This is a genomic window from Thermoclostridium stercorarium subsp. stercorarium DSM 8532 (assembly GCF_000331995.1).
GTDB classification, from domain to species: Bacteria; Bacillota; Clostridia; order DSM-8532; family DSM-8532; genus Thermoclostridium; species Thermoclostridium stercorarium.
Window position 1 is genome coordinate 640,042 of record NC_020134.1, and the last position, 22,248, is coordinate 662,289.

A 22,248-nucleotide genomic window follows, 5' to 3' on the forward strand; every position below is an offset into this window, starting at 1 on the left:
AGCCGCAGGATTATGCGGAGAGGCTACAAAAATTAAAGCAGCCGAAAGAGGGAAAATTTTACACAGCTCCGGTTATTCTATAAATCGGAAAAGTGTAATCATACGGGGAAATATTCGGAAAAGTATCAAAATTGATACCTGGTGATCATATTTAATCGAAGATTTTAAATCAGGAGTAAATTTTTCTGTATTCAGAAGGAGTAATCCCTTCATATTTTTTAAAATAGCGTTTAAAACTCTGTATGTTGTTGTACCCAACGCTTAGGGCAATTTTTTCAAGGTTTAGATTACTGTTTTTCAGCATGTTTTTGGCCTTTTCTATTCTGTAAGTGTTAAGATAATCGGTAATACTCATATTCAGTTCTTCGTTATAAAGTCTTCTCAGATAGGAATAACTGACACCGATTTTTTCGGCGATATTCTCAGAGCTTATATTCTCATTGTAATGCTCATGAATATATTCCTGAACCATGCGGACATATTTATTCTTATCGGATTTACGAATTGTCCGATATTCTATAATGGAGACAAATATATTCTTAATCCACTGCTGTATTTCGTCAAGGGTTTCAAGTGACGCGAGATGTTCATACAAGGTTTTGTCTGTGGAAAACACTTCGGCGGGCTTGAGACGCTCACTGAGCATATATTTCACAATACCGCTTATTAACTGATTTATTATTTGGAGTATGTTATCATACGATAGATTTTTTTCCGGATCTCCAAAAAGAAATTATCGACGGCCTTTAAAAGTTCATCAGTATTTCCAAGCTTTAAAAAATTAAACACATGTTTCTCGGCGGAATATGGGTAGTAATATGTGTCATTATGTTTATCATTAATTTCCCATGCAACTATTATTTTATCGCTTCCGTAAATGAGCCGGTATTTTATCAGATTTTTTGCTTCTTCAAAAGCGGTTTCGGCATTTTCAGGGCCTTTGTGGCAATTGCTTACCGTGACTGTAAAAGTTCCGTCGTATACTTTGTAGGCTTTTGTTTTAATTTCGTCTATAAGGCTGACAATACCCGATTTAAAAGAGGGAACGGACTTGGCGGATAAATTTGCAATAATTACGATAGCGTTCTTTTCATACTGAATTCCGGCGCATTTGTATGAATTCATTATTTCCAGGGAGAGTTTCAGAATTAGTTCCTTTGTATAATACCCTTCATCACCCGGAAATCTTCGGTTAAAAGAATTGAAATTATCAATTGTTATAATCACGCAGGAAAAATACTCTTCGTCAAAAGGTAAATGCTGCATCGTATCGGGATCGGTTTTTCCCTTTATGAAGGCCAACAGGCTGTTTTCACGAAGTTTTCCGGCGTTATGTTCATATAAACGGCGCAATTGGTTGCCCTGCTTTAAAATTTCATTTAGTGCGTTTGATATTACATCCATTTCGTTATTGCTTTTTTCACCGGTGATTCCTATCTGTAAACGTAGTTTTTCCACAATGTTCCTCACCGGATTGTACAGGCTGCGGGAAACAAAGTAACAAACAGGTATGCCTGCAACTGTCATAATGAACGAAACTATCAGAATGATACTGCGAAACACTCTGAAATTAGTAAGAAATTGCTGAATTGAGCAGATATTCAGATAAATCCATCCGTTGTAATCCGATTTGTTATAAACGACGATATAATTTTCCTTACCAGCCTTTGTCCGGACAAATCCGGAAACTCTACCGGATGAAATTATTTCTGAAATATAGTCCCGGTCTGAAATATTGGTTGTTGCAAGCCCTTTAACGGTGCTTAAAATAACATTGCCTGACGGACTGATAACGGTAATTTCACCTGTTGGTTGCAACACGCCGTGATTCAAAACTTTAGTGAGTTCGTCTTCCTTAAGATTAATCACCAGAAGGCCACGGAACGAAGAAGTGTATGTTACAGGATAGACCATCGTAATAACCTTGAAAGTCCCGGTAAGTCCGCTTTTCGCGGAATTTTCATTTGTTACCGGAATTCCTGCTTCTCTTGTTTCCATCCAAAAGAGAATATTTCTCTCTTTATTTTTGTATTCATCAATCCAGGCAGTGTCGTAAAAATCGGATCTGTTAAAATATATCATATCGGATGTATAAATGATTTCATTATTGTAGTCGTACAAATAGACCGAGTGAATGTTTTTATTTGATATTCTGGCATTATAAAGCAGATTTAGGACGCCTGAAATTACCGAGATATTTTTACCGTAATCGGAACTTTTGAAAGGCATCCTGCTTAAATTTTCAATAGCGTCGCTTAAAGCAATTTGCTTTGCATCGTTAAGCACTTCGTTCAGGGACGCCTCAACAAAGCCCTGTACCATATTAAGTTTTTCGGTTCCGGTTTTAAACAGCTCTTCGGTGAAAAATGACAGGGTATGGTAATAGTATGTGATACTTATAATTAAAACAGGTATAACCATTATTAGAACAAAAGCGGTAAAAAGTTTAAAGAACAACGGGAAGGATATGTAACGTTTCATCATTTCAGGCTCCGTTTATCGTTTATTTTCCCTGTAAAGACGGTTAATTTCCCGGATATATTCCCTGCCGCCGTTTTCCAGCCATATTTCAATGATATCCTGAAACTCTGTTTCATCGATCTCACCTATTATAAATTTAATCCTGGCATTGTTTATAAGACCGTCAAGAAAATTTCCTTTTTCGTAATAGATTTCAGAGGTAAAGGTTTCCGCAGGATTGGATACCAGAATTTTTTCATTTTCGGACTGAATTTCAGCTATTTTTCTACGTAATTCATTTGTTTCAACAGGAGTGGTAAAATCTTTCGGAATAAATGTTAACAGCATTGACAGATCGTTCCTTTCCGATTCTGATACTCCCTCAGCGGTTTGCCTTACCACAACTCCATTCCGGATGATGTAATGCCTGCCTTCAATTCCATGGTATAATAGGTCCTGAACTTCCCGTTCATTGAGTTTATCCATGAATTGGAGTATGCGGTCAATTTCATATTCACTTTTCGTACTGTTCCCGGATATCACATAAAAACCGTTGTACCCTGAAGTTGAAAGGCTTCTTAGGCCTTTTTTGCCTGATACCGTACCAAACAAGCCTATTTCTGCATTCACGCCAAGCCTTTCCATGCGGGAAGAAAGGGTATTTGCCCTGTCAAGAACGTCAACGATACACCCTCCCTGTCCGTTTACAAACGGATCGTTGAAAAGGGCGGGATCATAAAGCCAGAAATCCCGGTTTACCAGTTTTTCCTCATATAACTCATATAACTTTCGTAAAAACTTAAGCGATTCGATGTATTCCTGGGTTAAATGCGCGGGTATAAGCTCACCGGCTTCATTTTCGCCCCACGCATTCGGAACGCCGAACCATGTCTGGATAATATCAAGAGAAACGGGCGAGCTTGTAAGAATAAGGCCATATGTATCATTAAGAGTATTATTATCGGGATCGCCGTAGGTAAAAGCTTTTAGCATGTCATAAAAATCCTCTATTGTTTTGGGCTCACTCAGACCTGTGTTTATCAGCCAGTCTTTCCTGTAGACGGCGCCATACCTGCCGAGCGGGCGCATTCTCGGAATACCGTACAGTTTATTGTCTATCAGAAGATTATTCATTACCGTCCGGTTCATTTGTCTTAAATTTTTATAATTTTGCAGTCTTGGGCCAATTTCGACGAAAGCGCCTGATCTGGCGGCATTAACCACACTGTATGACTTTGATGTAATCAGCATAACATCCGGAAGATTTACTGTGGCAAGTATTAAATTCATCTGATCTTCATAACTGGAGTTGCTGACCCACTGAATATTCAGTTGTGTACCGGTGAATTCTTCAATTGCTTTAACTACGGGGCTGTCTCCGGTTGCAGGATTCTTCGTAAAGGAGACCGTCATAATGGTTATCGGGAACGGTTCGGTTTCATTTTTAAGAGAAGATTGGGCAGGCATGAACATATTACTCTGTAAACAGGAGGAAAACAAAATCGTTATAAAAAAATTTACAGAGAGAAAGAGCAGGTGATGATTCTTCAAACGTCTCATACAAACCACTCTCTGTCTTAACATAAAAGAACTTTGCTTATTCAATATTATAATAATTATTTTGGGTTTTTACAAATATTCCTTAAATTATTTACCGTACGCGCAATATAACACGGATTAAATTTTCGCCATGTTTTGTTTGACATTGGTATGATGTCTTAGGTAATATATATTTTAAGTATTTTTAAAAGATAAAGGTTCGGAGGATATACCAATGAAAATTGATTCGCCTCGTGTAATAATACCGCAGGGATACAGGTCCTTATTGTCGATTATGGAGACCGAATTTGCGATAAAGCTGCTGAAGGATTTTTTTGAGGATGAACTTGCAAAAAAGCTTAACCTGGTAAGGGTTTCGGCGCCTTTGTTCGTGAGGCCGGAATCTGGGCTTAATGACAACCTTAACGGTGTGGAAAGGCCGGTTAAGTTTGAGGTAAAACATATCGGCGCGGAGGTTGAAATAGTTCATTCGCTGGCGAAATGGAAAAGAATGGCTCTGAAAAAATACGGTTTTGAAGTCGGTCAGGGGCTGTATACCGACATGAACGCGATAAGACGGGATGAAAGACTGGATAATCTGCATTCGGTTTACGTGGATCAGTGGGACTGGGAAAAAATTATTGAAAAAAGCGACAGAAACAAAGAATTTTTAAAATTGACGGTAAGGCAGATTTTTGATGTGTTTAAGAGAGCCGAGGATTTTATATGCGAAAGATACCCGCAGTTGCCCCGGAAATTACCCGATGAGATTTTCTTTATCACAACCCAGGAACTGGAAGATATGTATCCCGATCTTAATCCTGAGCGGCGTGAGTATGAGATAGCCAAAGAGAAAAAAGCGGTTTTCATTATGGAAATAGGCGATGTGTTAAGGTCAGGCAAAAAACACGACGGAAGGGCTCCGGACTATGACGACTGGCATCTTAACGGCGATATTCTGTTCTGGTATCCGCTGCTTGACAGGCCTGTGGAGATGTCGTCGATGGGAATAAGGGTGGATGAAAAAGCCCTTGCAGAACAGCTGGAGAAGGCAAACTGTGTTGAAAGGAAAGAACTGGCATTTCACAGGGACTTATTGGACGGAAAGCTTCCGTATACCATCGGCGGCGGTATAGGCCAGTCCCGTTTGTGTCTGTTTTTCCTGAACAAAGCCCATATAGGAGAGGTCCAGGCATCGGTATGGGACGACGAGACAATTGATTTGTGTGAAAAAGCGGGAATACATTTGTTGTAATAAGCAGGATAAATGACAGTTTTACAGGGGAAGTGAATTAGAAATTCACTTCCTTTTTTTATAACCACAATTTGTATAATTACCAACCGCAGGGATAAGAATATTAGTGGTGATGGTTATGCGGAGACGCAAAAGGGAGAGGCGTACGGTAAGAAGAATAATAAAGGCTGGTGAATTAACCGGGCTTAATAACACACCGGTAAAAGCCGAGGACAGTGAAACTATACTTACAAAATCCCTTGAAGAAAATATAAAGATACTGAAGGATAAATTTAAAGACGACAGTACCGTTATTTTCAGGAGATTCCAAAACAGATTTGTACCGGATTTAAAATGCTGCATTGTTTTTATAGAAGGCATGATAGATTTTAAACACATAAACAGGCAAATTATCGAGCCCATAATGGAACAGGATTTGAGAAACCTGTCAATGTCCTGCGATCTTCTGGAGGAAATAAAGGATAAAGTCCTGCCGGTGAATGACGTGGAAGAATCCGGAGATTTGGATAGAATTCTTCAGTCGATATGTTATGGTAATACCGCGTTCATGCTGGACGGATATGATACCGTATTGTTGGTCGAATCAAAGGGATGGGAAGTAAGAGCCATCACCGAACCCGAATCGGGAAAAGTTATACGCGGTCCGAGGGAAGGATTTACCGAACATGTTATTTCCAATATATCCCTTATCAGAAGGAGAATTAAAAATCCCAACCTTAAATTCAGGTTTATGCAGTTGGGAAAGCGGACCAATACGACAGTCTGCATAACATATATAGAAGGAATTGCACAAGAAAGTGTTCTGACCGAACTGGTACGGCGCCTTAACAGTATAGACATAGACGGTATACTGGATTCAGGTTATATACAGGAACTGATTTCGGACGCACCGTTTTCCACATTCCCTACCGTGGGATATACCGAGCGGCCGGATGTGGTTGTGGCAAGGATGCTGGAGGGCAGAATAGCAGTTATTGTCGACGGAAGCCCGTTTGTATTGACAGTTCCCCATGTTCTTGTGGAAAACATCCAGGTAAACGAGGATTATTACGATCATTTCATTTTCGGAAGTTTTAACAGGTTTCTCAGAGCTGTTGCTTCAATAGCCACAATAAGCATTCCGGCCGTTTATCTGGCTTTGGTGACATATCACCAGGAAATGATCCCCACCCAGCTTTTAATTTCATTATCGGCTTCTCTTGAGGGTGTGCCGTTGCCAACGTCCTTGTCGCTCATTATTATGCTTCTGGTTTTTGATATTTTGCGTGAGGCAGGAGCAAGGATGCCAACGGCGGTAGGCCAGACGGTTAATATTGTAGGCACGCTGGTACTCGGTCAGGCCGCCGTTGAAGCACACCTTGTAAGTGCACCTGTTATAATAGTAACGGCCATAAGCGGAATAACAACCCTGATAGTGCCGACACTGATAGAAAGCCTTGTGCTGTTGAGGTTGTTTTTACTGATACTTGCCTCCATCCTGGGTTTGTATGGCTATTTCATCGGGATAATTCTGATTTACCTTCACTTGATGTCCCTTCGTTCCTTTGGTGTGCCGTATATGCTTTCTGTTACAAGAATTACGGATCATGACGGACAGGACGCATGGATTCGTGCGCCGTGGTGGTCGATGACACTGAGACCCAAGATAATCGGGGCGAAAAATTTAGTAAGACAGATATCAAATCGCAACAGGGGATGAAAAATATTGCGAACAAAAGCCGTTCTATTGTCAGGGCTTATATTTACTCTGCTGGTATTAACATCGTGCTGGAATTACAGGGAAGTTAACGAAATAGCCATAGTTATTGGTGCTGCTGTGGACAAGGGCAAAACCAGCAAATACATGCTTACAGTGGAAATTCTGGATGTAAGCCGCGGACTTCAGACACAGGTGTCTTCGAAGATTCTGTCGGTAGAAGGCGAAACGATTTTTGACGCCGTAAGGAGGTTGATTTCTGTAGAAGGTAAACGGGGTTACTGGGGTCATGCGCATGTTGTGCTTATCGGTGAAGAACTTGCCCGTGAGAACATATCCGAGGTGATTAATTTTTTCAGACATGATGCAGAAACAAGAGGGGATCTTTACGTTATCATATCAAAAGGATGCAGAGCGGGTGAAATTTTAAATGCAGGCATACCTTTGGGGCAGGTTTTGTCGGAAACATTGGCCAGAAGCCTGGAAAACAGCAAATTCCTTTCCGAGGTGCCGGAAACAAGGCTTTATACACTAACCCAGGATATAAAATCGGATAAAATCGCCCTTACTCTGCCTACAGTGACTTTGGAAACAGTAGAAGACAAAATCATTCCTGTCTTCTGCGGAGCGGCTGTTTTTCAGAGAAGCAAAATGATAGACCACCTGGAAAAGGAAGAGGTTAAGGCAATGTTATTTTTAAAAAACGAAATAAATGGCGGTGTAATTGTTACCGAAATGGGAACAGAACGTATTTCTCTCGAAATATTTGGTAATAATACCAAAATGAAAATAAGAGAAAATGAGGATCAGGTTATATTTGACGTAACCGTTGAGACCAGTGTGGTCATTGAGGAATTAACTGACAGTATTGATTACAGCGATCTTGCCGTTTTGAATGAAATTAAGGAAATGAGCGAAGCGCAGCTTAAAGGTAAACTTCAGAGCATACTTGACAAGGCAAGGCAACTTAGGGCGGATATTTTCGGCTTTGAACAAAAACTGTATGAAGACAATCCCGGTAAATGGGTTGAAATGTCCGAAAATTATGACACGGTTTTTAGCGGCATTCAGGTTGATTTGTCCGTCAACATAAATATATTGAATACATCGATTTTGTACAACCAGCTTAATGAGGGAAAATAAAATGTTTATATTTGTTATTATAGGTTATGCCTTACTGGGAATATATGAATTTGTTCCTTTATACAAACAAAAGAAGTGGAAGGAGTTTTATGTTAATTTGGTATTGACGCTTATTTCTTTTATTATGGCTTTTTTAATCAGCATAAATGTGAAAATTCCAAGCCCGGCGAAACTTATTGGAAAGGTTATAACCCTGCTGACGGGAAAGTAGGACAAGAGATATGGTAAAAATAACCGACAAGGAAGCAATATGCATTTTAGTACTATTTTTATTGGGAAGTTCCATAGTAATCGGGACCGGGACCGAAGTTGAAAATGATGCGTGGATAGCCGGTATTTTCGGGCTTGTTTTCTTTATTCCGTTTGCATTGATTTATGCAAGGATACAGGCACTTTACTACGGTAAAGATTTATTTGAGATATCCAAATTATTGTTTGGAAAAACGATCGGTACTTTTATCATTATCTTATATACATGGTATTCACTTCATCTTGGGGCGCTGGTATTAAGAAATTTCAGCGAATTTGCAAATATAACTACATTGAATGACACGCCGCTTATTGTCGTGATGCTTAGTTTCAGCATTATCATTATTGCAGCGGCCAGGTCGGGTATTGAAGTTATAGGCAGGCTGTGTACATATGCCCTGCCACTTGTGATTTTTGTATTGTTTTTAATGGAGATGCTGTCGATAAGGCAGATGCAGTTCAACCATATAAAGCCTGTTTTCGTACATGGGTTCCCCAGAATATTAGAGGCGGGCTTTTCCGCATTTTCCTTTCCTTTCGCCGAATCGGTTGTTTTTCTCGGAGTTTTTTATGCGCTGAAAAAAAAGAACTCGGCATACAAGGTCCTTGTAATTGGAGCGGTTATATCAGGCATTATCCTTATTACACTTACCATGGTAAATATATTCATTCTGGGGGCGGTGGTAAAGGATTTTTATTTCCCGTCATATTCTTCTTTTGCACGGATACGGCTGGGAAATTTTCTCCAGAAAATGGAAGGTACGATATCGGTTTCGTATGCAATCACATGCCTTATTAAATCAAGTGTATGCCTGTTTGTTGCCTGCAAAGGCATATCGGCACTGTTCGGCCTGGAAGATTACGGATTGATTACAATACAGACAGGCCTTATAATGACATATCTGTCGTTTATAGTTTATGATAACACCGTCGAAATGCAAAACTGGGTGTCAGAAACCTATTCGTATTATGCATTCCCGTTTCAGGTTATAATCCCCGTAATAGCATGGATTTTTGCTGAAATTAAAAGCAGGTGGCGGATTTTTAAGGAAAAGTCTAAAAAGAGCGGGACAAGAAAACGAAAAAACGTAAGTACCGGTAATATGCAGTCAGATTAAAATATAAAAAGGTGTACGGTTTGAGCCGTACACCTTCGGCTGTTAAAGGACAGCCACCTCCGTTACAGTCTTCATGCCAACCACTCCTTTCAATAAGGACTACAGTCCCGGAACTGCGCGCACTTTAATTATATCCTTCGGGACACGGGTAAATCAAAACACTTTTTGGTTAAAAACTATTCTATCTGTTCACGAATAATGTCATCAATAACAATGTCATGCCTGAAAACAGGTTTAATGCGGAGTTTGAATTCAAATTCCCGCTCATTCAGCTGGTATTTCGGTAAAAGTCTTGGACCGCAGCTGTTGGAGCCAACTCCGCTCATTTTGTAATCAATATGAACAATTGTTTCGGGCAGCTTTGTAAGTTCATGGGGATGACCGGCTTCGGTAAGGTTTTCGGGCGTGTAATGGGACGCGTTGAACGAAAATTCATTCATTCCTATGAACAAAAGCCCAAATCCCAATGCATTTGCAATTAACGCCCATTCCGTTCCGTAATGGCTGCCGTTTTCCTGTGGGTACAGATAGTTTTCATGCATTTCGGTTACGGTTGTTGCGAACCTGCTCTTGTAAGTGCTTCTGTGCTTGTCAATATAGCTTTCATGCGGGCCGTAACCAAAGAATTCCACATATTCGCTTCCTTTAGGCATTACAAGTTTTAACCCGTATCTGGGCAGGAAAGGAAGCCCTTCGCGCACCTCGACAGCATTATCGAGGAATATATCACCGCTTCCGTAAACCGTCCAGATTACGGTACCTTTAAGGACGGGTTTCATCGAATACGCCCCCATGGAATATGTGGTCTTAAATGAAACGGAATTTTCTGTTTCTTTTATTATTTCAACGGTATAAATATGAGTTTTCAGGCGATCGTAACCATTACGGATCCAGTTCGATTTTTCGTTTCTGTCGTTATCGGTTGGGGCACGCCATACAGTAAATGAAGGTTTCCCGCAGATCAGCTCCATTCCGGCGCTGCTTATTCTTGTAAAACATCCGTCAGCCAGGCTGAATTCGTATTCGAAGTTTCTTCCGGTTATTTTTACGCTTTTTCCGTTCTTGGAAATATTAACAAAAGGAGGGGCAATGACTGTAATTTTTTTCACAGAGCCTGTGGGAAGTTCAAATTGTGCAAAGGCTATTTCATAACCTTTTTTAGCCCAGACGGTATCTTCCTTAAGGGTGTAGAAAATCCTTATAAAATACCTTCCGTCGCTTCTTTCCGGCAATTCATACGGGATCCTGATGATTTCCGACTGATGCGGGGCAATATTCAAATCATAAATTGTTCCTGAATCAATTCTTATGCCGTTTTTCTCAATAACCCAGTTCAGGCACAGATGGGACAGGTCAATAAAGTCATACAGGTTTGTAATTCTGAATTCCCCCGATGCAAGATTAACGGCTTCGGTCCTGACGGGGGCTATTACGTTTTTAAGTTCAAGAAGCCCGGTATGAGGAGTTCTGTCGGGATAGACAAGGCCGTCTATACAGAAGTTTCCGTCATTCGGCTCATCGTTGAAATCACCGCCATAGGCGTAATAAGTAATACCGTCCGGCGTTTGCGTTTTTATGCCATGATCGGTCCATTCCCAGACAAAACCACCCGAAAGCCTGGGGTATTTGTATATCAGATCCCAGTAATCCTTCAGATCACCTGGGCCGTTGCCCATGGCGTGGGAATATTCGCAAAGAATATGCGGCCTTTTTTCGTTTTCCATTTTCAAAAACGTGTTTTCCAGCCAATCAATACTTGCATACATGTTGCTGTAAACATCGAGGCAGGAATTGTCCGAATCGGCTTTCAATACTTCTTCGTTAAAAGCGCCTTCATAATGGATTAGACGGCTTTTATCCCTGCTTTTTGTCCACTCGGCCATTTTTCTGTGGTTCGGGCCGAAACCCGATTCATTGCCAAGGGACCACATGACAATGCAGGGATTGTTTTTGTCCCGTTCCACCATACGTTGCATTCTGTCCAGAAAAGCTTCGGCGAAGGAAGGATCCTTTGAAAGCATGCAAAAATCCCCGGCGTGTCTTACACCGTGGGTTTCAAGATCGGCTTCATCTATCACGTAAAAACCTAATTCATTGCAGTACTCGAGGAACCTCGGATCGTTCGGATAATGGGATGTCCTTATTGCATTAATGTTATGCCTTTTCATCAGGATAAGATCTCTCTTTATGTGATCAGGAGGAGTGACATGCCCGAGCTCAGGATGGGAATCATGCCTGTTTACCCCTTTGAACTTAACGGGTTTACCGTTAATATGTATTACCGAATCTATTATCTCGGTTTTTATAATGCCGAATTTTTGAAGAATTACTTCATTCCCGTGACAAAGAACCAACTGATACAGGTTGGGTGTTTCGGCGCTCCAGAGATAAGCGTTGTCAATTTCGAATTCGAAAGAGTCTTTCTGTGAGAGGGACATTGTTCTGTCAAATATATCATTTCCATGAATGTCTTTTACAATTGCGCGGACGGTAAAATCTCCCGGATTTAGGGCGTCCGGTGCGCTGAACTCGATTTCACACGTAACGGTGGCTTTTGTGTAGTTTTTGTCAAGATCGGTCCTAATGAAGAAATCCCTGATATGTGCCTTGTCCCTGTACAAAAGGTATACGTCTCTGAAAATACCCGAATGCCTCCACATATCCTGATCTTCCAGGTAGCTTCCGTCACACCATTTCAGTACCATCACCGCTATCCTGTTTGTGCCCTGTTTCAAATAAGGTGTTATTAAGAATTCCGAAGTCATGTGGCTGACCTGGCTGTATCCGACCTCAACGCCGTTAATCCAGAGGTAAAAACATGAGTTTACGCCTTCAAAAAGCAGATACACATCTTTTTCATCCGGGTTTTTGTCTATATAAAAATCCCTGATATAAATACCTGCGGGATTTTCGTTCGGTACATAAGGCGGATCACAGGGAAAAGGATAATTGACGTTTGTATAGTTGGGGGTGTCGTAACCATGCATTTGCCAGTTCGAAGGAACTGGAATTCTGTCATATCCTTCACAGCTAAAGTCCTCATTGTAGAACCCGTCTTCCACATCATATACACTCGGATAATATTTGAAGTGCCATATCCCGTTAAGGGAACGGAAATACTCCGATGTGCCTCTGACACCCTTAAGGGCATTTTCGTAAGACTCATACGGAATGAAATATGCCCTTGGTTTTTCGCAATTCACATGCAGAACAGAAGGATCTTCCCAGTATTTTTTTACGGGCAGCAATAAAAACACCTCCACAGCATAAACTAAAAGAAACATTTTAACTTTATACTATAGCAACCTGCGGAATTTAGCAAGTAATTAAGACACAGCGGACAAATAGAACTGTTTTCCGGGAGGTTTTTGGGAATGAAAGTATGGTTTGCCGTATCCGAGGCAGCTCCGTTTGCAAAAACCGGAGGACTTGCCGATGTGGCAGGTTCGTTGCCGAAGGCTTTGAGGAAACTTGGCATTGATGTTCGTGTTGTAATACCCAAATACAGCCAAATCCCTGAAGAATACCTGAAAAAAATGAATTTTATAGGATATACCTATGTGGATTTGACATGGCGCAGGGAATACTGCGGGATTTTCAGCCTGGAGCATGAAAATGTTCCGTTTTATTTTCTGGATAACGAACGCTACTTTAAGCGTGACTGGTATTACGGGCAGCCCGATGACGGCGAAAGATTCACTTTTTTTTGCAAGGCTGTACTGGAGGTACTTCCGGTTATAGACTTTAAACCCTATATAATTCATCTGAACGACTGGCAGACAGGGCTTGTAAGCCTTCTTCTTGACGCTCATTACAGGTATTACAGAAATAACGGATTTTATCAGTTTATGCACACAGTCATGACCATCCATAACCTTAAATATCAGGGGATTTTCCCGAAAACCATGATGGATGAGATTATAGGCCTTGACTGGAGGTATTTTCATCCCGACGGGATTGAATTTTACGACAACATTAATTTTCTGAAAGCCGGAATTGCGTATTCCACTAAAGTTACAACGGTGAGCAAAACTTATGCAGAAGAGATAAAAACCGACTTTTACGGGGAAAATCTGTCGGGAATTCTGCAAAAGCGTTCTGCGGACGTTTTGGGTATTCTGAACGGCATTGACTATGAGGAAAACAACCCGTCGACCGATACACGGATATATGTCCCATACTCGCTTAACAATATAGAAAAAAAGAGGGAGAATAAGATTTTGCTGCAGAAAGAAACCGGCCTGTGTGTAAACCCCGAAACGCCGCTTATTGGGATTGTTTCAAGGCTTGTGGCGCAGAAAGGCATGGATTTGATAGACAGAATGATAGCCGAGCTGCTGGAAATGGATCTCCAGCTGATAGTGCTCGGAACGGGCGAAAGGAAATACGAAGACATGTTTCTGTGGGCCCAGGGTGCTTTCAGCGGCAAAATGTCGGCAAATATACGATATGATCCGGTACTGGCACAAAAAATTTATGCCGGCTGTGATATGTTTCTGATGCCGTCGCTTTTTGAGCCCTGCGGCTTGGGGCAGATTTTCAGCATGCGCTACGGCACCGTCCCGATTGTAAGGGAAACAGGAGGATTAAAGGATACCGTGATTCCGTATAACGAATATACCAATGAAGGAACGGGTTTTACCTTTGCCAATTACAACGCTCATGAGATGAAGGATGCTGTAATAAGAGCAATTCGCGTTTATAAAGACAAAGACAAATGGACGGCGCTGATGAAACGCTGCATGCAGCAGGATTTCAGCTGGGAGAGGTCTGCCCGGGAATATGTAAATCTCTATGACCGGATATGCCGAATTACGGTAACCAAATAGCTTTGTCTCGCATAGGATATAACATAAAGTATGCGAGGTGATTATATATGGGCGATTACTATGACAAGGGTTTCGGCGGCTGGGAATGGATCATTATAATTATACTTTTGATTATAATTTTCTGTCCTGATATTTTCGGTCCTAAGAGATACATTGACAAATGCTGATTTCCTGCCTGAAAGAATTCAAAAAGCCCCGCAGTCAGAGCGGGGCTGATCTATCATTTTTTACTTCCTGTCTTTTTTCGGAATGATTTCGATCCAATACCCGTCAGGGTCATTGATAAAATATATTCCCATTTCTTTGTTTTCATAACAGATAACGCCGTTTTTCTTGTGAAGTTCATAAGCCGCTTCCATATCGTCCACTTCAAAGGCAAGATGGAATTCATTATCACCCAAATTATAGGGTTCTTTGCGGTCGCGCAGATATGTCAGTTCAAGCTGGTGGCTTGTAACGCCGTCGCCCATGAAAACAAGGGTAAATTCGCCATGTTCGGGCTGAATTCTTCTTGTTTCCTTAAGCCCCAGATTTTCTTCGTAAAACTTTATACTTCTTTCCAAATCAAGCACGTTGATATTGTTGTGGTTGAAAGTAAATTTCATAACAAAACCTCCCGGAATGAGTTTTTTTATTATTTTACCATGAAAAACAATGCAACAGCGTTAAAAAAACTGGCAGAAACAAAAAGAAATGCAGATTGCCCGCCATTTGCCGGGCAGTGGTTCTTTTTCTTGTGGACGGTATATAATTCTGATATAATCCATTTATTAATAATCTTCCGTCGGGCTTTAACGGCGGACGGAAACATTTACAGCGGCGGCTGATGCGTTTTGCATTATCCGGTTTTTTCTGTTTAACGGAGGTATATTATAATTATGCTTAATCTTAATGAAATATTGACCGAAAGTTATTGCACGGCAATTCGTAAACATTTTGAGAACAGTCTGGTTTCAGAGAAAGGCGGATTTTCGGCTGGCGGACGGGAATTTGAACTGTACAGCCGGCTTGAGCAATATCATAATGAAAAAAAGAAGGTTATGAACGAATGGGCGGAAACTGCGGTTGAACAACTGAACGGAATGACACCTTCGGTTTTAATAAACGGCATGGAAAAATTCAGCGATGTTTTTGATCTGTTTTTATACATGGCGGAGCATGCCGATGATGACATCCCGCCCATAGTCATTCAGAAACTTAAGAGTTTTAAAAACGAAGCGATATCCGCCCTTGCAGATTTGGCAGCTTCACATCTGGAAAGCGATCCCGACATGCTTTTCATTGCGGCGGTATCGGCGTTAGGGGAGTTTGAGCTCACAGACGCCGTGTTCCCGCTGATTGATCTCGCCTATAAAGTGAACGACAGAAACGCGGCAATGGATTTTATCGAAGAAGCGTTAAGAAATGCAGGGACATGCGTAATTGAACCATTGCTTGAAATCCTTGAAGGAAAAGAGATAGGAACGGTTGAGGAAATGCTCCTTTATGTTCTTGCGTCTGCCGGCTCAAACTGCAGGGACGACAGAATATACAGACTGCTCAGGCAGGCATTCAGGACAATGGAGGATAAAATGCCCGCGGTCATATGTTTGAATGTATATGGCGACGGACGGGCAATTCCAATGCTTAGAGGGTACTTGGAAAGAAACAGGCAAATAGAGAAAAACTTATTTTTTGAAATTCTTGGGACGATTGAAAAGCTTGGAGGCAGGACCGATGATTTTTCAAGACTTTTTTAATATTACAGGCGGTTATAAATAAATCTGATCTTTTTTCATTATAAACCGGATCTTTCCATAAATTTAATGTAAATTATTAGTGAGATTACCATGTTTGGAGGGAAAGTATGGAAGACAGGGAAAGGGCTTATGAGGAAAAAAGACTGGCACGGACCCTTGACGAGATAGAACGCCAGCTGCGGCAGATGACTGAGATAGAACGGGCTTTTGTCAACAATATGCGCACAACCTATAAAAACATGTGGAAAGAGGTCGTGGCGGCACCAAACGACCTGCAGGATATGGATCAGCTTGTCGCAGCAAAACTTTACCTGGACGAGATGAGAAACCTTGAGACTACTTATAAAAGCGCGCAGCAGAGAATAATTCAGCTCAGGAAAATGCTGAACAGCCCTTATTTCGCCAGAATAGATTTCGTGGAGAACGGCGAAGACAGCGCCGAGCAGATATATATCGGGATTGCAATGGTTCAGGACGAAGAATCCCTTGAGATATTTGTATATGACTGGCGTGCTCCTATATCAAGCATGTTTTATGACTATGAAAGGGGACCGGCCGGTTACAATACCCCTGCAGGGCGTGTTGAAGGGGAACTGATACTTAAAAGGCAGTTCCGGATTGAAAACGGAAAATTGAAATTTATGTTTGACTCGGACATAAAGATTGATGATGACATATTGCAGGAAGTCCTTGGACGAAGCAGGGACGAAAAAATGAAAACCATTGTTACAACCATTCAGCGGGAACAGAACAGGGCGATAAGGGATGAAGGGCATAGACTGCTGATTGTGGAAGGCCCTGCGGGCAGCGGTAAAACATCCATTGCGCTGCACAGGGTTGCGTTTCTTCTGTACCGTTACAGGGACAGCATTACCAATGATAGCGTGGTTATACTTTCGCCAAACGACATTTTTAACGACTATATTTCCGAAGTATTGCCCGAACTGGGTGAGGAAAATGTAAGGCAGACCACTTTTATGGCGTTTGCGAAGGATTTCCTTAAAACAAACATGGTTGTGACCGATCTGAACGAACAGATGGAATATATGCTGAGTGCCGGTAACAGCGAAGAATACGGTATCAGGATAAAGTCCATGAAATACAAGTCATCGGTTGAATTTTTAAGGAAGCTGCAGGATTATGTAAATCGGCTTTACGACAATCCGTGGGATTTTGAGGACTTTGAAACAAATAATACGGTCATTATTTCGGCAGAGGAGCAGAAGAAACTTTTTATAGGTGACTATACCTATCTTCCGCTTATACCCAGGCTTAAAAAGGTAAGGAACCGTGTGCTGTACCTTATCAAGCAACAAGAGTATAAGGAGATTGCCAGACTCAATGAGAAACTGAAAAAAGATCCAGTCATGATGGAGAGAAATGCCAATGAAAGAATGAAAATTGCCGTAAGAACGGTGCTGAAGCGTTTTAAACCTCTGCGTGAAAAAGCAAGGCAAATAGGGAATATTTCTCTTATCGATGCCTACAGGAGAATATTTGAAGACGCAATGGACGGGGATTTTTCCGATGTGGCGAGGTTTACCCTTGAACAGTTGGATCAGGGTATACTGCTTTATGAAGACCTGGCGCCGGTGCTTTATCTTAAAGCCAAAATGTTCGGGATACCCTCCCAGGAAAACATCAGGCATGTTGTAGTGGACGAAGCCCAGGATTATACTCCCATACAGATGGAATTTATCCGTGAAATGTTTCCTCAAAGTAATTTTACCGTCGTCGGGGATTTAAACCAGAGTATCAATCCGTATGCCAACATTGAAAACACCGATATTCTGAAAGGTTTGTTCCGGACCGACAGTATATCCCATATAAAACTGACAAAAAGCTACCGGTCAACATGTGAAATAACCAGGTTTGCAAACTATATAGCCGGAATTGAAGGTGATGCGGGACTGGTGAACAGAACAGGGGAATTGCCGTCGGTGAAGATTGTACGGTCGGTGGATGAGTGTGTGGACGGAATAAAGAGAGACATAAAAAACATGATTTCAGAAGGCTTCAGATCTATGGCCGTAATTACAAGGAACAGGGCCGAAGCCGAAACGATACACCGTCTTTTGTCGGAATCGGTTAAATGCAATCTTGTAACCGACCCCGAAGCTGTTTTCCCGCACGGTATAACCGTGATACCTTCGTATCTCTCAAAGGGACTGGAATTTGACGTGGTTTTTGTATTGAATCTGGATATTCCGTACAGCGGAAAAGAAGAAAAAAGCTTGTTTTACACGATATGCAGCAGGGCACTCCACCGGCTGTTCATATATTCTCTGGGCAAACTGCCGGAGTATTTGAACGGCATGCCGGAAGACGCATATGTCCTGTCTGGGCCGTATTGTTGAACATTCCCTGTAAACAGGCAATAAAAAATCCCTTGAAAGCTTTTCCCATAAAGGGTATCATTAAGACATAAATATGAATCAATGTACCATGAACAGGAGGTTATAAAATTAAATGGAGTTTACCGAAATGTATGATGAGATTGTAGCCGCGCTTGAGGAGAAAAAGGCAAAGGAGTTAACTGTAATTGATATCCGGAATTTAACCACCATTGCAACTTACTTTATCATATGCAGCGGTACGTCAACAACCCACATAAAAGCACTGGCTGACGAAGTCGAGTTCAGATTAAAGGAAAAAGGAGTGTCACCGCACAGAATTGAAGGCTACAATAACGCGCGATGGATTCTTATGGATTACGGCGAAATAGTTGTTCATATTTTCCATGAGGAGGATCGCCGGTTTTATAACCTCGAACGACTGTGGCAGGATGGCAGAGCCGTCCCGGTAAAGAATGCGGAACAGAATTAAATTTATGCGTTTGATGCATTTATTTATACAATAGTTGCGTGTTTGACAGGAGGCGTAGAGTATGGCTTATTCAATAGAAACGGACAGGAAATGGCAACAGAAATGGGAAGAGACCAAGCTTTACAAGTTCGATAGGAGTAATCTGGACAAAAAGCTTTACTGCCTGGAAATGTTTTCATACCCTTCAGGTGCGAACCTGCATGTGGGTCATTGGTATAATTTTGGTCTTACGGACTCTTGGGCAAGAATGAAACGCATGCAGGGTTACAATGTATTCCATCCGATGGGGTTTGATGCCTTTGGATTGCCTGCCGAGAACTATGCAATAAAAACGGGTATTCATCCGAAGGATTCAACCTATAAAAATATCAGGACGATGGAAAAGCAGCTCAGGGAAATGGGAGCCACGTATGACTGGGACTATGAAGTGATAACATGTGCTCCGGAATATTACAAATGGACACAGTGGATTTTCCTGCAGCTTTACAAACACGGCCTCGCATACAGGAAAAAAGCTCCGGTGAACTGGTGCCCAAGCTGTAAAACCGTTCTGGCAAACGAGCAGGTAATAGACGGTGCATGTGAGCGCTGCCATACCGAGGTCACGAAAAAAGACCTGACACAATGGTTCTTCAAAATAACAGCCTATGCTCAGGAACTTCTTGATTTTCTTCCGAAACTGGACTGGCCCGAAAAGACGAAAAAAATTCAGACAAACTGGATTGGCCGTTCTGAAGGGGCGGAAATAGAATTCAAAATAGCGGGCAGTGACAAAACTCTTAAAGTATTTACAACGAGAGCCGATACCCTTTACGGTGTGACCTACGTTGTTCTTGCGCCTGAAAGCGAGCTTACCGACGAGGTTACAACAGACGAGTACAGAGAGCAGGTTGAGGAGTACAGGGAATTTGCAAGAAAACAGTCTGAGATAGAAAGAATGTCCACAGTTAAGGAAAAAACGGGAGTCTTCACCGGAGGTTATGCTATAAATCCGGTAAATGACGAAAAGGTGCCAATCTGGATTGCGGATTATGTACTGGCGGGATACGGTACTGGCTGTGTTATGGCAGTGCCCGCCCATGATGAAAGGGATTATGAATTCGCGAAAAAATTTAATCTCCCCATAAAGAGGGTTATCAGAAGCAAAGACGGCTCTCCGGACGAGCTGCCGTTTACAGAAGACGGAATTCTCGTGGACAGCGGCGAGTTTTCAGGCATGACTTCCGAACAGGCGCGGATCGAAATTGTGAAAAAGCTTCAAAAAGAGAACATGGCGGAATTCAAGGTAAATTACCGTCTCAGGGACTGGCTTGTTTCCCGCCAGCGTTACTGGGGCGCGCCGATACCGATTATTTACTGTGATGACTGCGGAATAGTGCCTGTCCCGGAAGAGGATCTCCCGGTGGAACTGCCGTACAATGTGGAATTTACCCCCGACGGTGAGTCGCCTCTGGCGAAATGTGAAGAGTTTATGAATACCACATGCCCAAAGTGCGGGAAGCCTGCACGGAGAGATCCCGATACCCTCGACACTTTTGTCTGTTCATCATGGTATTTCTTAAGATATCCTGACAACCACAATGACAGGGAACCGTTCAACAGGGAATGGATAAATAAAATGCTTCCGGTGGATAAATATGTCGGCGGGGCGGAACATGCTGCAATGCATCTGCTTTATGCCCGCTTTATCACCAAGGCGCTCAGGGACATGGGGTACCTGGATTTTGACGAACCGTTCAAGTCCCTTGTGCACCAGGGTACGATACTGGGTCCGGACGGTTCCAGAATGAGCAAATCAAAGGGAAATACCATTTCGCCCGACGATTATATCAGAGAATACGGTTCTGATGTTTTCAGGCTTTACCTTGCTTTCGGTTTTTCGTATACCGAAGGCGGGCCGTGGAGCGACGACGGCATTAAGGCCATATCACGTTTCGTCAACCGCGTCGAAAGACTTGTGGAAAAGTTTGTTGCGGAGAAAGACGGGGAATCGTCGGATTCAATAGGCGCTGATGAAAAAGAACTTATATTTGTGCAGAACACCGCGATAAAGGGAGTAACCGAGGACGCGGAAAAATTCCAGTTCAATACGTCGGTTGCACGTATAATGGAACTCACAAATGCCCTTTACAAATACGATGCCCTTCAGGTTAAGAACAGGAAATTAATGGAGGAGGCAATACGCAATTTGCTGCTTCTCCTTGCTCCCTTCGCGCCGCATTTCTGCGAGGAAATGTGGGAAAAGATGGGATATGAGTATTCTATATTCAATCAGAAATGGCCCACGTATGATCCAAAAGCGCTGGTCAGGGATACGATAGAAATGGCGGTACAGATTAACGGTCAGGTCAAGTACAAAATACAGGTACCTCAGGATGCGGACAATAAGGCCGTGGAGGAGGCTGCGCTGAATGATGAAAAAGCCGCGGTTTACCTCAAAGACAAGGAAATTGTGAAAATAATCGTCGTGCCGAAACGCCTCGTCAATATTGTGGTTAAGAAATGAGGAAAATGAAGACGGAAAAAACAGCCTTGCGTTTGCAAGGCTGTTTTTGTATATCTAAAGCAATACATTCTGCCATCTTGAGTCCAGAAGCACGCGCTGGTGAGTAAACCCGATACTTTTTAGAATTTTAACCGCTTCGGCATAGTATGCGTCAACAAGATCGGGACGGTGGGCATCGGAACTCAGAATAACTGGTATGTCCATTTCCCGAATAAGTTTAAGGATCCATTCGGATGGATACAAATCTTTGATATATCCCCGGGATATACCTCCGGTATTGATTTCGACTATAACATTATGCTCCCTGATGACAGTCAGAACTTCTTCCACCTTATCCCGGTACCATTTGTCCGATTCGCTGAACAGGTTGTCGACATTGTTTTTCTTGATCAAATCAAGATGACCGACAATGTCGGGCGGCTGTTTTTTTATCATTTCGCCAACGAGATTGTAATAGGTCTCCACAAAAGCTTCCACATTCCCGTCGAATACATTCGATATAAGCTCTCTGTATTCATCAACCGGGCCGTCCACACTAAGATACCGGCCGTTTTTTTGATCATGAATGAAATGCACCGAACCTATTGTGAAATCGACGCCGGGATGATTCCTGAAATCGGCTGAGCCCGGATAAAAATCCGTTTCGAGGCCTGTATAAATCTGTATTTGATTTTTATATTTTTTCTTCAGATCGTTTATATTTTCAATATATTTGTCAAGGTTTTCAGGCTTCATGGTCCAGTCGGTGCAGAACGGAACAGGAGCGTGGGATGTAAAGCCAATAGCCGAAAAACCCTTCCGGACGGCTGCCAGGACATAGTCTTCCGGCATCATTTCACCGTCGCAGAAAGCACTGTGGGTATGGTAGTTTGCAAGCATATTTTCACC

At 42.1% G+C, this 22,248-nt stretch carries 16 protein-coding genes; 10 read left to right on the plus strand and 6 right to left on the minus strand.

Annotated features, from left to right (window positions below; genetic code table 11):
• Nucleotides 1-169 precede the first annotated feature (169 nt).
• Genes CST_RS02845 through CST_RS02855 form a run of 3 tightly spaced genes read right to left on the minus strand, consistent with a single transcriptional unit; the run spans nt 170 to nt 3,933 of the window.
• The gene (locus CST_RS02845) at nt 170-646 is read right to left on the minus strand and encodes a helix-turn-helix domain-containing protein (protein WP_015484885.1); all 477 of its coding nucleotides are present in this window, start codon (nt 644-646) and stop codon (nt 170-172) included.
• Nucleotides 647-678: 32 nt separating this feature from the next.
• A complete protein-coding gene (locus CST_RS02850) occupies nt 679-2,484 on the minus strand; it encodes a cache domain-containing protein (protein ID WP_015484886.1) in 1,806 nt (601 codons plus the stop codon).
• 12 nt (nt 2,485-2,496) lie between these two features.
• On the minus strand, nt 2,497-3,933 hold the full coding sequence (locus tag CST_RS02855; protein ID WP_169315997.1) for an extracellular solute-binding protein: 1,437 nt from the start codon (nt 3,931-3,933) through the stop codon (nt 2,497-2,499).
• 301 nt (nt 3,934-4,234) lie between these two features.
• Between CST_RS02855 and asnA the strand changes: the two genes are divergently transcribed.
• The 5 genes from asnA (at nt 4,235) to CST_RS02880 (ending at nt 9,460) form a co-directional block, all read left to right on the plus strand.
• Nucleotides 4,235-5,254, plus strand: coding sequence for an aspartate--ammonia ligase (gene asnA / locus CST_RS02860; protein ID WP_015358324.1), 1,020 nt, complete (start codon nt 4,235-4,237; stop codon nt 5,252-5,254).
• 118 nt (nt 5,255-5,372) lie between these two features.
• A complete protein-coding gene (locus tag CST_RS02865) occupies nt 5,373-6,953 on the plus strand; it encodes a spore germination protein (protein ID WP_015358325.1) in 1,581 nt (526 codons plus the stop codon).
• A 6-nt stretch (nt 6,954-6,959) separates the two neighbouring features.
• Nucleotides 6,960-8,093, plus strand: coding sequence for a Ger(x)C family spore germination protein (locus CST_RS02870; RefSeq protein ID WP_015358326.1), 1,134 nt, complete (start codon nt 6,960-6,962; stop codon nt 8,091-8,093).
• 1 nt (nt 8,094) lies between these two features.
• Nucleotides 8,095-8,304, plus strand: coding sequence for a hypothetical protein (locus CST_RS02875; RefSeq protein WP_015358327.1), 210 nt, complete (start codon nt 8,095-8,097; stop codon nt 8,302-8,304).
• A gap of 10 nt (nt 8,305-8,314) precedes the next feature.
• A complete protein-coding gene (locus CST_RS02880) occupies nt 8,315-9,460 on the plus strand; it encodes a GerAB/ArcD/ProY family transporter (RefSeq protein WP_015358328.1) in 1,146 nt (381 codons plus the stop codon).
• 176 nt (nt 9,461-9,636) lie between these two features.
• On the opposite strand, the gene CST_RS02885 is transcribed toward CST_RS02880, so the two are convergent.
• On the minus strand, nt 9,637-12,708 hold the full coding sequence (locus CST_RS02885; RefSeq protein ID WP_015358329.1) for a glycoside hydrolase family 2 TIM barrel-domain containing protein: 3,072 nt from the start codon (nt 12,706-12,708) through the stop codon (nt 9,637-9,639).
• 126 nt (nt 12,709-12,834) lie between these two features.
• Here CST_RS02885 and glgA point away from each other — a divergent pair, with 126 nt between their 5' ends.
• A complete protein-coding gene (glgA, locus tag CST_RS02890) occupies nt 12,835-14,289 on the plus strand; it encodes a glycogen synthase GlgA (RefSeq protein WP_015358330.1) in 1,455 nt (484 codons plus the stop codon).
• Between the two features lie 227 nt (nt 14,290-14,516).
• Here glgA and CST_RS02895 read toward each other — a convergent pair whose 3' ends face one another.
• Nucleotides 14,517-14,894, minus strand: a complete 378-nt coding sequence (locus CST_RS02895) for a VOC family protein (protein ID WP_015358332.1) — start codon at nt 14,892-14,894, stop codon at nt 14,517-14,519.
• A 273-nt stretch (nt 14,895-15,167) separates the two neighbouring features.
• Between CST_RS02895 and CST_RS02905 the strand changes: the two genes are divergently transcribed.
• The 4 genes from CST_RS02905 to leuS all read left to right on the plus strand — a co-directional run bounded on the left by CST_RS02905 (nt 15,168) and on the right by leuS (nt 21,360).
• The gene (locus CST_RS02905; RefSeq protein ID WP_015358334.1) at nt 15,168-16,028 is read left to right on the plus strand and encodes a hypothetical protein; all 861 of its coding nucleotides are present in this window, start codon (nt 15,168-15,170) and stop codon (nt 16,026-16,028) included.
• A 107-nt stretch (nt 16,029-16,135) separates the two neighbouring features.
• Nucleotides 16,136-18,385, plus strand: coding sequence for an RNA polymerase recycling motor HelD (helD, locus tag CST_RS02910; protein ID WP_015358335.1), 2,250 nt, complete (start codon nt 16,136-16,138; stop codon nt 18,383-18,385).
• Nucleotides 18,386-18,497: 112 nt separating this feature from the next.
• Nucleotides 18,498-18,854, plus strand: coding sequence for a ribosome silencing factor (gene rsfS, locus CST_RS02915; protein WP_015358336.1), 357 nt, complete (start codon nt 18,498-18,500; stop codon nt 18,852-18,854).
• A 61-nt stretch (nt 18,855-18,915) separates the two neighbouring features.
• Nucleotides 18,916-21,360 (plus strand): leucine--tRNA ligase, encoded by a 2,445-nt coding sequence (leuS, locus tag CST_RS02920; protein ID WP_015358337.1) that lies wholly within the window; start codon nt 18,916-18,918, stop codon nt 21,358-21,360.
• Nucleotides 21,361-21,414: 54 nt separating this feature from the next.
• Here leuS and hisJ read toward each other — a convergent pair whose 3' ends face one another.
• Nucleotides 21,415-22,239 carry a histidinol-phosphatase HisJ gene (gene hisJ / locus CST_RS02925; protein ID WP_015358338.1) on the minus strand — a complete coding sequence of 275 codons (825 nt, stop codon included), beginning with the start codon at nt 22,237-22,239 and terminating at the stop codon, nt 21,415-21,417.
• Between the last annotated feature and the right edge of the window lie 9 nt (nt 22,240-22,248).